Source organism: Enterobacter sp. S-33, assembly GCF_028735835.1.
In the GTDB taxonomy this organism is placed as follows: domain Bacteria; phylum Pseudomonadota; class Gammaproteobacteria; order Enterobacterales; family Enterobacteriaceae; genus Enterobacter; species Enterobacter vonholyi.
The window spans coordinates 3,732,158-3,744,911 of record NZ_CP117838.1; the positions used below are offsets into that span (position 1 = coordinate 3,732,158).

A 12,754-nucleotide genomic window follows, 5' to 3' on the forward strand; every position below is an offset into this window, starting at 1 on the left:
CTCACATGTCGTTGGTGGTAGCCTTCGCGCCCGTAAATTCTCTTTGGTGTTTTTTTAACAGATAAATGGTCTAAAGATGCCCACATCATAAGTGGATTATTGCATTTGGGATCAGGATCACTGATAGATTCATAACTAGAATGTATCTTTCCGCCCGCCAATAGTTACGGGCAAAAATTATTAAAAAACCGTCACTGAACGAATTTCATATTACCGTCAGGCACTTTTTCATCGGATTTGACTAAAAACCTGACAATTCGCTTCCTCCAGGAGATACAGATGGAAACCACTCAAACCAGCACCGTTGCTTCGATTGAATCCCGAAGTGGTTGGCGCAAAACGGATACCATGTGGATGCTTGGCCTTTACGGCACGGCAATCGGCGCTGGTGTACTGTTCCTTCCTATCAACGCAGGCGTCGGCGGTCTGATTCCGCTGATCATTATGGCTATCATTGCTTTCCCGATGACCTTCTTTGCACACCGCGGTTTGACCCGCTTCGTGCTGTCCGGTAAAAACCCGGGCGAAGACATCACTGAAGTGGTTGAAGAGCATTTCGGCGTGGGCGCAGGTAAGCTGATTACCCTGCTCTACTTCTTCGCGATTTACCCTATCCTGCTGGTTTACAGCGTGGCGATTACCAACACCGTTGAAAGCTTCATGCTGCACCAGCTGCACATGACGCCGCCTCCGCGTGCCATCCTGTCTCTGATCCTGATTGTCGGCATGATGACCATCGTGCGCTTCGGTGAGCAGATGATTGTGAAGGCGATGAGCGTGCTGGTGTTCCCGTTTGTGGCTGCACTGATGCTGCTGGCCTGCTACCTGATCCCACAGTGGAACGGTGCAGCGCTGGAAACCCTGTCCCTGAGCAGCGCATCGGCGACCGGTAACGGCCTGCTGATGACCCTCTGGCTGGCGATTCCGGTAATGGTCTTCTCCTTCAACCACTCTCCAATCATCTCTTCCTTCGCCGTTGCGAAACGTGAAGAGTACGGTAACGGCGCAGAGAAGAAGTGCTCCAGCATCCTGGCACGCGCTCACATCATGATGGTTCTGACCGTTATGTTCTTCGTCTTCAGCTGCGTACTGAGCCTTTCCCCGGCGGATCTGGCTGCAGCGAAAGAGCAGAACATCTCTATCCTGTCTTACCTGGCGAACCACTTTAACGCACCGCTGATTGCGTGGATGGCACCGATCATCGCGATTATCGCCATCACCAAATCCTTCCTGGGCCACTACCTCGGCGCACGTGAAGGCTTCAACGGTATGGTGATTAAATCTCTGCGCGGTAAAGGCAAGAGCATTGAAATCAACAAGCTGAACAAAATCACCGCGCTGTTCATGCTGCTCACCACCTGGGCAGTAGCGACCCTGAACCCAAGCATCCTGGGCATGATTGAAACCCTGGGCGGCCCGGTCATCGCGATGATTCTGTTCCTGATGCCGATGTACGCGATTCAGAAAGTCCCTGCTATGCGTAAGTACAGCGGTCATGTGAGCAACGTGTTTGTGGTCATCATGGGTCTTATCGCAATCTCTGCGATCTTCTACTCCCTGTACACCATGTTCTGATTACCACCCGCGCCGTTTTCGGACGGCGCACTCCTCCCTCTCTGACTGAAAGCAATGGACGCATCATGATTAGCGTATTCGATATCTTCAAAATCGGTATTGGTCCTTCCAGCTCTCATACCGTCGGACCGATGAAAGCCGGTAAGCAGTTCACGGATGACTTGATTGCACGCGGCATCTTGCACGACATTACGCGCGTGGTTGTAGATGTGTACGGCTCGCTTTCCCTGACCGGGAAAGGCCACCATACCGATATCGCGATTATCATGGGCCTGGCGGGAAACCTGCCGGATACCGTTGATATTGATGCGATCCCTGGTTTCATCCAGGACGTTAATACCCACGGGCGCCTGCTGCTGGCGAACGGCGAGCACGAGGTTGAATTCCCGGTTGACCATTGCATGAATTTCCATGCGGACAACCTGTCGCTGCACGAAAACGGCATGCGCATTACCGCGCTGGCCGGCGAAAAAGCGGTATACAGCCAGACTTATTACTCTATCGGCGGCGGTTTTATCGTCGACGAAGACCACTTTGGTCAAACCAGTACCTCTTCTGTCGAGGTGCCGTATCCGTACAAAACGGCGGCAGACCTCCAGCGCCACTGCCAGGAGACGGGCCTTTCCCTCTCCGGCCTGATGATGAAAAACGAGCTGGCACTTCACAGCAAAGAGGAGCTCGAACAGCACTTCACAAACGTTTGGGAAGTGATGCGCGGCGGTATTGAGCGCGGGATCACCACCGAAGGCGTTCTGCCGGGCAAGCTTCGCGTGCCGCGTCGTGCTGCTGCGCTGCGCCGTATGCTGGTGAGCACCGACAAAACGACAACGGACCCGATGGCCGTGGTGGACTGGATCAACATGTTCGCCCTGGCGGTAAACGAAGAGAACGCCGCAGGAGGCCGCGTGGTCACCGCGCCGACTAACGGCGCCTGCGGTATCGTTCCGGCGGTGCTGGCGTACTACGACAAGTTTATCCGTGAAGTGAACGCGAACTCGCTGGCGCGCTACCTGCTGGTGGCCAGTGCGATTGGTTCTCTGTATAAGATGAACGCGTCTATTTCCGGTGCGGAAGTGGGCTGTCAGGGTGAAGTCGGCGTGGCGTGCTCTATGGCGGCGGCGGGTCTGGCGGAACTCTTGGGCGCAAGCCCGGCGCAGGTGTGCATCGCAGCGGAAATCGGCATGGAACACAACCTGGGGCTGACCTGCGACCCGGTTGCCGGCCAGGTACAGGTTCCGTGCATCGAGCGTAACGCGATTGCCTCCGTGAAGGCGGTTAACGCGGCACGTATGGCGCTGCGCCGCACCAGCGAGCCGCGCGTCTGTCTCGATAAGGTTATCGAAACCATGTACGAAACCGGTAAAGATATGAACGCCAAATACCGCGAAACCTCTCGCGGCGGCCTGGCGATGAAGATCGTAACCTGCGATTAAGCCTCTCAGGAAGCCTCGTTTTGCGAGGCTTCTTCCTGTTTTCCCCACCATTCATAGTTTCACGCTGCTGACAGTGTTACCCTTCACGTATGAGATAGAAGGGAGATTATCTGTGGCCGTTCATTTACTTATCGTCGATGCACTAAACCTGATTCGCCGTATCCATGCGGTACAGGGGACGCCTTGTAAAGACACCTGCCTGCACGCTCTGGAACAGCTTATCCGCCACAGCGAGCCCACCCATGCGGTCGCGGTTTTTGATGACGAAGACCGCAACACGGGCTGGCGACACCAGCGTTTGCCCGACTACAAAGCCGGACGCGCACCGATGCCGGACGATCTTCACGCTGAATTGCCCATGCTGCGCGCTGCATTTGAACAGCGGGGCGTCCCCTGCTGGGGCGCACAGGGAAATGAAGCCGACGATCTCGCAGCCACTCTGGCCGTAAAGGTAGCCAGCGCCGGGCATCAGGCCACTATCGTTTCAACTGACAAAGGCTACTGTCAGCTGCTCTCCCCAACTATCCGCATTCGCGACTATTTTCAAAAACGCTGGCTGGACGCGCCGTTTATTGCCAGCGAGTTCGGCGTCTCGCCCGGACAACTGCCGGATTACTGGGGGCTGGCAGGCATCAGCAGCTCTAAGGTTCCGGGTGTCGCCGGTATTGGGCCGAAAAGCGCCGCGCAGCTGCTGGCCGATTTTCAGAGTCTGGAAGGGATTTACGCCCGTCTGGATGAGGTGCCGGAAAAGTGGCGCAAGAAGCTGGAGGCGCATAAAGAGATGGCGTTTATCTGCCGGGAAATCGCAACGCTACAGACGGATTTACAGCTCGACGGGAATTTACAGCAGCTGCGTTTAGAACGTTAAAACCACTACACAGTTTTTTGCCCGGTAAGCGCAGCGCCACCGGGCAAAACAAAGCACGCACTATCGCTCGTCGCGACGTCCGCCGACCGCTGCCCACCAGCGACGAATGTGCACCGTCACCTCTTCGCGGTCGTGATACAGCTGACGCGCCTGGATCTCCACGTTAATACCGTGTTCATCCATCTGCTCCTGAATGTAGGCCAGGTTCTGCGACACTTCCTCATAGCGCTTTTTCATCGGCAGCTTGAGGTTGAAAATGGTCTCACGACACCAGCCGTTGACAAGCCAGGAGGCCATCAGCGCGGCGACTTTTGCCGGCTTCTCAACCATATCGCACACCATCCACGAGATGTTGTTACGGTTCGGGCGATAGCGGAAACCGTCTTCACGCAGCCAGGTGACCTGCCCGGTGTCCATCAGGCTTTGCGCCATTGGGCCGTTATCAACGGACGATACCCACATGTTGCGTTTCACCAGCTGATAGGTCCAGCCGCCCGGGCACGCGCCAAGGTCGACGGCGTACATGCCGTTTGCCAGACGCTCATCCCACTCATCCGCCGGGATAAAGACGTGGAACGCCTCTTCCAGCTTGAGCGTGGAACGGCTTGGCGCATCGGCCGGGAAGCGCAAACGCGGGATGCCCATAAAGAAGGGAGAGTTGTTGGTGGTGTACGAATAGCCTGCATAGCAGCAGCCCGGTGCGATAAAGAAGATATGCACCACCGGACGCTTCGGCGTTTCGTAGTTCGTCAGCACGCCCGCATCACGCAGCGCCGCACGCAGCGGCACGGTGAACTTACGGCAGAACTTCATCAGCTCTTTACTTTCGTTGGTATCCGCCACTTCAACGCGCAGATCGCCGCCCTTTTCCACCACGCCCTGCAGCATGCCGACAATTGGCGTGATGCGGTCTTCCGGCGGAAGATCCTTCAGCAGCTCACCCGCAACAAACATCTGGCGAGCAAAGATCAGCGAGCTGAACGGCAGCTCGCGTGCCAGCTTGTCTGCGTCTTCGGGCTGGTAGCACTCGAATACCACATAGCCCGCGTTCTCTTTCACGCGGGCAAAGCCGAAGACTTCGCGCTTCGCCGCTTTATCGGTAATTTCCGCGGCGCACTCTTTCTCAAACCCCGGGCGACAATATAAAACAACCTTATTCATGAACAACGCCCTTGCGTTTCAGACGGATAGCTCCGATAAACATTAATACCCAACCCGCCAGGAAGCTGAAGCCACCGACGGGTGTAACGAACGCCCACAGGCGTAGATGTGAGAGTGCAAGGCAGTACAGGCTACCGCTGAATAACACGGTACCCAGCGCCATAAACACGCTGCTCCAGTAAAACCAGATACTGATACGACGCTGCATCGCCACCGCCAGCCCAAAAATAGCCAGCGTGTGGAATGCCTGATATTCAAGGCCGGTCTGGATCCAGCCCATCTCTACAGCGCCCAAAGACTTGCTTAATACATGTGCGCCAAAGGCGCCCAGTGCAACAAAAATAAAGCCACTCACCGCGGCAAAAATCAGCATGAATCGGCTGGTCATGTTTAAGTCCTGAGTTGATGCGTGCCCGGCACACAAACGTTATTGTTCATACCTGAAGCGGAATTTTTCTTGCTCGGTTGCCGCTTTCGCCAGTATCCACTGCCGGAAGGCGGCTATTTTACCCAGTTCTGCCTGACTGTCATGACAAACCAGATAAAATGCATTCTTGCTGACCAGTACATCATTAAAAGGGCAGACCAGGCGGCCTGCCTCAATTTCAGACTGCGCCATGACGTTGTTCGCCAACGCCACGCCTTGTCCGTGAATGGCAGCCTGTAACACCATCGCACTGTGGCTAAAGATGGGTCCCTGCTGCACGTTTATATGAGTAAGACCTAATTGACGGGTATAAGTTTGCCAGTCGCGGCGAGAGGCATCATGCAAAAGCGTATGCTGCGCCAGATCAGCGGGAGACTTCAGCGCCTTGTCGCCCGTTAACAGCAGGGGAGAACAGACCGGCAGGAGATATTCTGCGTATAATTTCTCAACACGCAAGCCCGGCCAGTTACCGCGACCATAAAAAATGGCGACATCCACGTCATCGGCCAGCTTGTCCTCCTGACGATCTACCGCCTGGATTCGAACGTCGATCCCCGGATAAGCTGAGTTAAAGCTTGAGAGTCTGGGCACCAGCCATTGAATCGCAAAACTGGGCAATAAACTGACAGTCAGGGCACCTTTTGCACTGCGAGCCTGCAGCTTACGCGTGGCTTCCGTAAGCTGGGAAAAAATCTCTTTAATATCCTGAAAATAGCTCTGCCCCTCTTCGGTCAACAGCAACGAACGGTTGCGTCGACGAAACAGCTTAAGGCCCAGAAAATCCTCCAGAGACTTGATTTGGTGACTTACTGCGGCCTGTGTCACAAAAAGCTCATCTGCTGCGCGGGTAAAGCTCAGGTGACGTGCTGCTGCATCAAAAACACGTAATGCATTAAGAGGTGGCAATCGCTTTGACATGGTTATCTGGCTTAGATGTTAACGGATTTTAACAAACAGGAAACAACGTTTAACCTATTAGTTTTTTTTATCTGAGCCATTATAATTTGTCCGTTGAGGAACTACCAGCAAATACCTATAGTGGCGGCACTTCCTGAGCCGGAACGAAGAGCTTTTTTCGGAATGCGTGTTCTGAAGGGCTTTTGGCTTACGGTTGTGATGTTGTGTTGTTGTGTTTGCAATTGGTCTGCGATTCAGACCACGGTAGCAACGCTACCAATTTTTCACTTCCTGTACATTTACCCTGTCTGTCCATAGTGATTAATGTAGCACCGCCAATTTGCGGTGCTTTTTTTTCGCTTGCGATCTGTTAATGCTCGATCTCTTTCATCTCTTTCACGTCCGTGCGGTTGATCTGCTGCTTGTTCCCGTTAGCATCTTTGTACGAAATCATCCCGGTATCATTATCGGTAGTCGGTTTCCCTTCCGAAACGATAGAACGACCATCGTTGGTGTGCATCACGTAGTTATTACCAGAACAGGCGCTCAGGGCAAAAGAAAACGCACAGGCAGAAATGATTGCAGCTGTCTTATTCATGATTATTCTCCTTTAGCAATTAATGCTATTCAAACCTCGATTTATAACAGGCTAAAACATCCGCCTAACACTATTTAGCATAACCTGCTTTTTTAGGGTCATCAGGATAAGCAGACAATTCTGATAGATATCAACCTCCTTGCCCTGCAGCTGAAATTGCGCGACGATCGCTATATTGAAATGAGGAATCCCATGAACGCTTTCAGCCCTGCGCAGTTCCGCGCACAGTTTCCGGCCCTGGCCGATGCCGGTATTTATCTGGATAGCGCCGCCACCGCCCTTAAGCCCCAGGCGGTGATTGAGGCCACTCAGCAGTTCTACAGCCTGAGCGCCGGGAACGTGCATCGCAGCCAGTTTGCCGAAGCGCAGCGGTTAACCGCGCGCTATGAAGCGGCACGCGATCAGGTCGCTCGCCTGATCAATGCCGAAAGCGGGAAAAACATCGTCTGGACGCGCGGCACGACCGAGGCCATCAACATGGTGGCCCAGTGCTACGCGCGCCCGCTGCTTCAGCCGGGCGATGAGATCGTCGTCAGCGAGGCGGAACATCACGCCAACCTGGTGCCGTGGCTGATGGTGGCCGAGCAGACGGGCGCACGCGTGGTGAAGCTTCCGCTGGGTGCAGACCTTCTGCCCAATGTGGCCCGCCTCCCCGAGCTGATTACCTCCCGCAGTCGCATTCTGGCGCTCGGACAGATGTCGAACGTCACGGGAGGTTGCCCGGATCTGGCTCAGGCCATTCGCATAGCCCATGCCAGCGGGATGGTGGTGATAGTTGACGGCGCTCAGGGCGTGGTGCACTTCCCCGCCGACGTGCAGGCGCTGGATATCGATTTCTATGCCTTCTCAGGACATAAACTTTATGGGCCAACCGGTATTGGGGCGTTGTACGGCAAGCCAGAACTGCTGGCAAAAATGACGCCGTGGCTTGGTGGCGGCAAAATGATTACCGAAGTGTCGTTCGAGGGCTTCAAAACGCAGGACATTCCCTATCGTCTGGAAGCCGGTACGCCGAACGTGGCGGGGGTGATTGGCTTAAGCGCGGCGCTGGAGTGGCTGGCAGAAACAGACATTGTTCAGGCTGAAAGCTGGAGCCGGGGGCTGGCGACGCTGGCAGAGGAAGAACTCAAAAAGCGCCCGGGCTTCCGCTCGTTCCGCGTTCAGGACTCAAGCCTGCTCGCCTTTGATTTTGCGGGCGTACATCACAGCGACATGGTGACGCTGCTGGCCGGGTATGGCATTGCCCTGCGTGCCGGACAGCACTGCGCCCAGCCGCTGCTGGCGGCGCTTGGCGTTAACGGTACGCTGCGCGCCTCGTTTGCGCCGTATAATACCCAAAGCGATGTCGACGCGCTGGTTGCCGCCGTTGACCGTGCCCTTGAAATACTGGTGGATTAATGACTAGCGCTGCTTTAGCCGGACATCCGTTTGGCACCGTCATCACAGAAGAGACCTTGAAACAGACCTTCGCCCCGCTCCAGCAGTGGGAAGATAAATATCGACAGCTGATCCTGCTGGGTAAACAGCTCCCTGCCCTTTCAGACGATCTCAAAGCGCAGGCGAAAGAGATTGCGGGCTGTGAGAACCGAGTCTGGCTGGGCGTGAGCGTCTCCGGCGAAAAGCTGCACTTCTTCGGCGACAGCGAGGGCCGGATTGTCCGGGGCCTGCTGGCCGTATTGTTGACCGCTGTTGAAGGAAAAAGCGCGGCGGAACTGCTGGCCCATTCGCCGCTGGCATTATTTGATGAGCTGGGACTGCGCGCGCAGCTCAGCGCCTCGCGCGGTCAGGGGCTGATCGCGCTAAGCGAAGCCGTGCAGGACGCCGCACGCCAGGCTCAGGCCTGACGCTCCGCTTTCGCCATCATCTTCTTCAGGGCGTGTGACACCGCCACAAAGCCAAAGGAAGCGGTCACCATCGTGGCCGCGCCAAAGCCTGAGGCGCAATCCATTCTCTTTGGGCCTTCCGCCGTGCTTTTCATCGCGCACACGGAGCCGTCCGCCTGCAGGTAGACCAGCGCTTCGGTCGAGAACACGCAGTCAACGCCCAGCTTGCCTTTGCTGTTCTTCACCACGTTAAAGTCGCTCTTCAGGCGCTCACGCAGCTTAGCCGCCAGCGGATCCTGAATGGTTTTCGCCAGATCGGCTACCTGGATCTGCGTAGGGTCGATTTGCCCGCCCGCGCCGCCCGTCGTCACCAGGGGAACCTTGTAACGACGACAGTAGGCGATCAGCGCCGCTTTTGGCCGCACGCTGTCGATGGCGTCAATCACATAGCTGTAGCCTTTGCTCATATACTCCGCGACGTTATCTGCCGTCACAAAGTCGTCGATCACCGTAACCTGACATTCCGGGTTGATCAGGCGGATACGCTCCGCCATGACCTCAGACTTCGCCAGACCGACGTTATCGAGCAGGGCGTGGATTTGACGGTTGGTGTTGGTGACGCAAACGTCATCCATGTCAATCAGGGTGATTGCGCCAATACCGGTTCTTGCCAGCGCTTCTGCCGCCCACGACCCCACACCACCAATGCCCACGACGCAGACATGCGCATCCGCAAACAGCTGCAGGGCTTTTTCACCATATAAACGTGCCGTCCCGCCAAAACGCTGGCGCCAGGCGTCGCTGATTACCACAGACATAAAACCTCAGATGTAAAAAGGGTGAGGTTATCCTCACCCTGAACAGTAATCCGTATTGCGCTCAGAATACCACAATCAGCCGCTGAATACGTTTCCGGCACCTGGTGCCGCCTTCAGTACCCACACGCGTCCGTAGTGATTATACCAGCCCGCGCGATGGCCTGCGTCAGGGCCAATACCCTGATAGATGTCGAAGTGCTGGCCTTTAATCGCCCCGCCGACGTCCAGCGCCACCATCAGACGCAGCTCATACTGGCCGTTGAACTTGCCGTTGTTGTCCAGCAGCGGGACCTCAGCAAGCAGCGTGGTGCCTGCAGGAATAATCGAACGATCGGATGCTACCGACGCGCGGCCAATCAGCGGAACTGCGCTCGCCCCTTTCACCGGCGCGAAGTTTTGCGGTTTAAAGAAGACGAACGACGGGTTCTGCTCAAGCAGCTCGCGCACCTCGGCCTCGCTGTGCTTCTCGCCCCACTCGCGGATCGCCTGCATCGACATATCTTCTTTCTTCACTTCGCCGCGGTCGATCAGCACCTTGCCGATACTGCGATAGGCGTGGCCGTTTTTACCGGAATAGCTGAAGAAGTTAAGTGGCGAACCGTCGCCAAAATCAATGTAGCCGCTGCCCTGAACGTCCATGATGAAGTTATCCATCAGGGAGTTGCTGTAGGCCAGGACGTAGTTTTCGCTCAGCGCACCGGCGTAGATCTCGGCGCGCGACGGGAGGCGACCGCGTTTTGGCGGCATACGGTAGATAGGATACTGGAACTCGCCCTGACGCGAGTGTCGTGCCTGGATAACAGGGGTGTAATAGCCGGTAAACTGGACGTTGCCGTAGTTATCGGCCCCTTCCATCTGCCAGGCGTCGATACCAAACTGGCGCATATTGCGCGTATCGCCGCCTGCTTTCAGCCAGTCCTGGACCGCGTTATATACGCTACTCTGGGCGCCATACAGACGCGGCGACGCGTTGCGGATCTGGTAGACCTGCTCGGAGAAATCACCGGCATTAATCGGTGCGCCGACAGCATCAGGCTGATTAACTAAAGAGAAAGGCTGGGATAACTTCCCGTCTTTATACTGTTGACCGCGATCGGTCGGTTTGGAAGAACAGGCCGCAAGAATCGCTACCATTGCGCCCGTCATCAGATACTTCGCCCAACGTCCTTTCATTATATCTCGTCTTTAAGTTGCCCATTTCCGCGTGATGAAGATAACAAACCACCAGGGCTAATGAAATGCGATCGCATGCCCTTTGGCAAATTTTGCGCAAAAAATAGTCCAAACAACGCCATGTCGTTCAATTTACATACAAAATCATGATAAATGTGAAAAAGGGGTTGCATCACAAGTCTATCCGAGTATAGTGCGCATCCACGGACGCGGGGTGGAGCAGCCTGGTAGCTCGTCGGGCTCATAACCCGAAGGTCGTCGGTTCAAATCCGGCCCCCGCAACCAATTAAAATTTGATGAAGTATCTTCTACGACCAGTAGAAAGACGGACGCGGGGTGGAGCAGCCTGGTAGCTCGTCGGGCTCATAACCCGAAGGTCGTCGGTTCAAATCCGGCCCCCGCAACCAATCAAATTTGAAGAAGTAAGTTTCTACAAGAGTAGAAAGACGGACGCGGGGTGGAGCAGCCTGGTAGCTCGTCGGGCTCATAACCCGAAGGTCGTCGGTTCAAATCCGGCCCCCGCAACCAACACTTCTAAAACAATAAACACCCTGAAGGGTGTTTTTTTGTATCTGTCGTTTGTGAATTTGCCGGGCGTCTACCCGGCTGAGAGCGTTATCCGCGCCGCGCCAGCGTCGCCCCGTCAGAGAAATACGCACGAATCCCTGCCAGAATCGACTCCGCAACCTCCTGCTGGAATTTTGCCGTCTTAAGCTTACGCTCCTCTTCCACGTTACTGATAAACGCGGTTTCAACCAGGATGGACGGAATATCCGGCGCCTTGAGTACCGCAAATCCGGCCTGTTCAACGCTGTTCTTATGCAGCTTATTGATGTTCCCCAGCTTGCCCAGCACCGCTTTACCAAACTTCAGGCTGTCGTTAATGGTCAGCGACTGCACCATATCGAACATGGTGTGGTCGACGTAGCGATCGCCGCTTTTGCTTACGCCACCAATCAGGTCCGAGGCGTTCTGGGTGTCCGCAAGGTATCTCGCGGCGGTACTGGTCGCGCCTTTGGTTGAGAGCGCGAACACGGACGAACCGCTTGGCTGGCGGCTGGTAAACGCATCCGCATGGATCGACACGAACAAATCTGCGCGCTGCTTCTGTGCTTTCGCCACCCGGACCTTCAGCGGAATAAAGATATCTTCATTGCGCGTCATATAGGCGCGCATATTGCCTTCTTTATCAATCAACGCCTTCAGGCGACGGGCAATTTGCAGCACCACGTCTTTTTCACGCGTACGGTATTTTCCCACCGCGCCGGAGTCTTCGCCGCCGTGGCCAGGATCGAGCATGATCACAATCGGACGATCGCGCCCTGCTTTCCCCGGCTGCGGACCACTTTGCGCGGGCGGCACCTGACGCTGAAGATCGCCTTTGTTGTAATCCTCCAGCAGGGCGAGAAGCGGATCCTGAATATCCGTCGCATTGGCCGGGTAGAGATCCATGACCAGTCGCTCTTTAAACGTCGCGACGGGCGCCAGGGCGAACAGCTGCGGCTTCACGTTCTGCTTAAGCTCAAACACCATGCGCACGGTTTGCGGGTCGAACTGCCCGACGCGCGCCGATTTAATAAACGGATCGTCGCCGCGGATCTGCGCCGCCATCCCTTTCAGCACGGAGTTGAGGTTAACACCTTCGAGATCCACCACCACGCGTTCCGGGTTGCTGAGGGCAAATTGCTTATATTTCAGCACGCGATTGGATTCGACCGTCACGCGCGTATAGGTCGACGATGGCCAGACGCGCACCGCTACCACCTGACTGGTTGCGGCAAGACCGACCTGACTGACGCTAAGCAACCACATTGCCCCGGCCCCTTTTAACAAACGGCGGCGGCTTATTGCTGAATTGGATCCCGACATGCTTCTCCCGAGCAAGAACACTGACTGATATACAAAATGTCCAGATTGACCGAAAACTTTAACGAATGACGCATAAACTGTCATCTATAAAAGGGTAAACAATCATACGCTA

Annotated in this window: 12 protein-coding genes and 3 tRNA genes; 8 read left to right on the forward strand and 7 right to left on the reverse strand. The window is 55.5% G+C overall.

Annotated features, from left to right (window positions below; translation table 11 throughout):
• The first annotated feature begins 279 nt into the window (after nucleotides 1–279).
• The 3 genes from PUP35_RS17610 to xni all read left to right on the forward strand — a co-directional run bounded on the left by PUP35_RS17610 (nucleotide 280) and on the right by xni (nucleotide 3,876).
• Nucleotides 280–1,575, forward strand: a complete 1,296-nt coding sequence (locus PUP35_RS17610) for an HAAAP family serine/threonine permease (RefSeq protein WP_111965430.1) — start codon at nucleotides 280–282, stop codon at nucleotides 1,573–1,575.
• A gap of 65 nt (nucleotides 1,576–1,640) precedes the next feature.
• Nucleotides 1,641–3,008 carry an L-serine ammonia-lyase gene (locus tag PUP35_RS17615; protein WP_111965429.1) on the forward strand — a complete coding sequence of 456 codons (1,368 nt, stop codon included), beginning with the start codon at nucleotides 1,641–1,643 and terminating at the stop codon, nucleotides 3,006–3,008.
• A 112-nt stretch (nucleotides 3,009–3,120) separates the two neighbouring features.
• On the forward strand, nucleotides 3,121–3,876 hold the full coding sequence (xni, locus tag PUP35_RS17620) for a flap endonuclease Xni (RefSeq protein WP_115876191.1): 756 nt from the start codon (nucleotides 3,121–3,123) through the stop codon (nucleotides 3,874–3,876).
• 60 nt (nucleotides 3,877–3,936) lie between these two features.
• On the opposite strand, the gene rlmM is transcribed toward xni, so the two are convergent.
• The 4 genes from rlmM to PUP35_RS17640 form a co-directional block, all read right to left on the reverse strand.
• Entirely contained in the window at nucleotides 3,937–5,037 is a 1,101-nt protein-coding gene (gene rlmM / locus PUP35_RS17625) for a 23S rRNA (cytidine(2498)-2'-O)-methyltransferase RlmM (RefSeq protein ID WP_111965427.1), read from the reverse strand.
• Nucleotides 5,030–5,425, reverse strand: coding sequence for a DUF423 domain-containing protein (locus PUP35_RS17630; protein ID WP_023309031.1), 396 nt, complete (start codon nucleotides 5,423–5,425; stop codon nucleotides 5,030–5,032). The genes rlmM and PUP35_RS17630 overlap by 8 nt, the downstream gene beginning before the upstream one ends.
• Before the next feature lie 39 nt (nucleotides 5,426–5,464).
• A complete protein-coding gene (gcvA, locus tag PUP35_RS17635; RefSeq protein ID WP_032643156.1) occupies nucleotides 5,465–6,382 on the reverse strand; it encodes a glycine cleavage system transcriptional regulator GcvA in 918 nt (305 codons plus the stop codon).
• A 349-nt stretch (nucleotides 6,383–6,731) separates the two neighbouring features.
• Complete coding sequence (locus PUP35_RS17640; RefSeq protein WP_115876192.1) at nucleotides 6,732–6,959, reverse strand: YgdI/YgdR family lipoprotein; 228 nt, start codon at nucleotides 6,957–6,959, stop codon at nucleotides 6,732–6,734.
• Between the two features lie 192 nt (nucleotides 6,960–7,151).
• Between PUP35_RS17640 and csdA the strand changes: the two genes are divergently transcribed.
• Nucleotides 7,152–8,357, forward strand: a complete 1,206-nt coding sequence (gene csdA / locus PUP35_RS17645) for a cysteine desulfurase CsdA (RefSeq protein ID WP_274240686.1) — start codon at nucleotides 7,152–7,154, stop codon at nucleotides 8,355–8,357.
• Nucleotides 8,357–8,803, forward strand: coding sequence for a cysteine desulfurase sulfur acceptor subunit CsdE (gene csdE, locus PUP35_RS17650; RefSeq protein ID WP_115876194.1), 447 nt, complete (start codon nucleotides 8,357–8,359; stop codon nucleotides 8,801–8,803). Before csdA ends, csdE begins: the two co-directional genes overlap by 1 nt.
• Here csdE and tcdA read toward each other — a convergent pair.
• Together tcdA and mltA are read right to left on the reverse strand one after the other, a co-directional pair.
• A complete protein-coding gene (gene tcdA, locus PUP35_RS17655; protein WP_274240687.1) occupies nucleotides 8,794–9,600 on the reverse strand; it encodes a tRNA cyclic N6-threonylcarbamoyladenosine(37) synthase TcdA in 807 nt (268 codons plus the stop codon). The two genes, csdE and tcdA, sit on opposite strands and share 10 nt — an antisense overlap.
• A 75-nt stretch (nucleotides 9,601–9,675) precedes the next feature.
• Entirely contained in the window at nucleotides 9,676–10,773 is a 1,098-nt protein-coding gene (gene mltA / locus PUP35_RS17660) for a murein transglycosylase A (protein ID WP_111965423.1), read from the reverse strand.
• 208 nt (nucleotides 10,774–10,981) lie between these two features.
• Between mltA and PUP35_RS17665 the strand changes: the two genes are divergently transcribed.
• The 3 genes from PUP35_RS17665 to PUP35_RS17675 all read left to right on the forward strand — a co-directional run bounded on the left by PUP35_RS17665 (nucleotide 10,982) and on the right by PUP35_RS17675 (nucleotide 11,301).
• Nucleotides 10,982–11,058 (forward strand) — tRNA-Met (locus PUP35_RS17665).
• Nucleotides 11,059–11,103: 45 nt separating this feature from the next.
• Nucleotides 11,104–11,180, forward strand: a tRNA-Met gene (locus PUP35_RS17670).
• 44 nt (nucleotides 11,181–11,224) lie between these two features.
• Nucleotides 11,225–11,301, forward strand: a tRNA-Met gene (locus PUP35_RS17675).
• An 87-nt stretch (nucleotides 11,302–11,388) separates the two neighbouring features.
• On the opposite strand, the gene amiC is transcribed toward PUP35_RS17675, so the two are convergent.
• The gene (gene amiC / locus PUP35_RS17680; RefSeq protein ID WP_023309036.1) at nucleotides 11,389–12,642 is read right to left on the reverse strand and encodes an N-acetylmuramoyl-L-alanine amidase AmiC; all 1,254 of its coding nucleotides are present in this window, start codon (nucleotides 12,640–12,642) and stop codon (nucleotides 11,389–11,391) included.
• Nucleotides 12,643–12,754 lie beyond the last annotated feature (112 nt).

Coding starts and splice junctions, on each gene's coding strand:
- PUP35_RS17610 (WP_111965430.1), top strand. CDS start 280: ATGGAAACCACTCAAACCAGCACCGTTGCTTCGATTGAATCCCGAAGT.
- PUP35_RS17615 (WP_111965429.1), top strand. CDS start 1,641: ATGATTAGCGTATTCGATATCTTCAAAATCGGTATTGGTCCTTCCAGC.
- rlmM (WP_111965427.1), bottom strand. CDS start 5,037: ATGAATAAGGTTGTTTTATATTGTCGCCCGGGGTTTGAGAAAGAGTGC.
- PUP35_RS17630 (WP_023309031.1), bottom strand. CDS start 5,425: ATGACCAGCCGATTCATGCTGATTTTTGCCGCGGTGAGTGGCTTTATT.
- gcvA (WP_032643156.1), bottom strand. CDS start 6,382: ATGTCAAAGCGATTGCCACCTCTTAATGCATTACGTGTTTTTGATGCA.
- PUP35_RS17640 (WP_115876192.1), bottom strand. CDS start 6,959: ATGAATAAGACAGCTGCAATCATTTCTGCCTGTGCGTTTTCTTTTGCC.
- csdA (WP_274240686.1), top strand. CDS start 7,152: ATGAACGCTTTCAGCCCTGCGCAGTTCCGCGCACAGTTTCCGGCCCTG.
- csdE (WP_115876194.1), top strand. CDS start 8,357: ATGACTAGCGCTGCTTTAGCCGGACATCCGTTTGGCACCGTCATCACA.
- tcdA (WP_274240687.1), bottom strand. CDS start 9,600: ATGTCTGTGGTAATCAGCGACGCCTGGCGCCAGCGTTTTGGCGGGACG.
- mltA (WP_111965423.1), bottom strand. CDS start 10,773: ATGAAAGGACGTTGGGCGAAGTATCTGATGACGGGCGCAATGGTAGCG.
- amiC (WP_023309036.1), bottom strand. CDS start 12,642: ATGTCGGGATCCAATTCAGCAATAAGCCGCCGCCGTTTGTTAAAAGGG.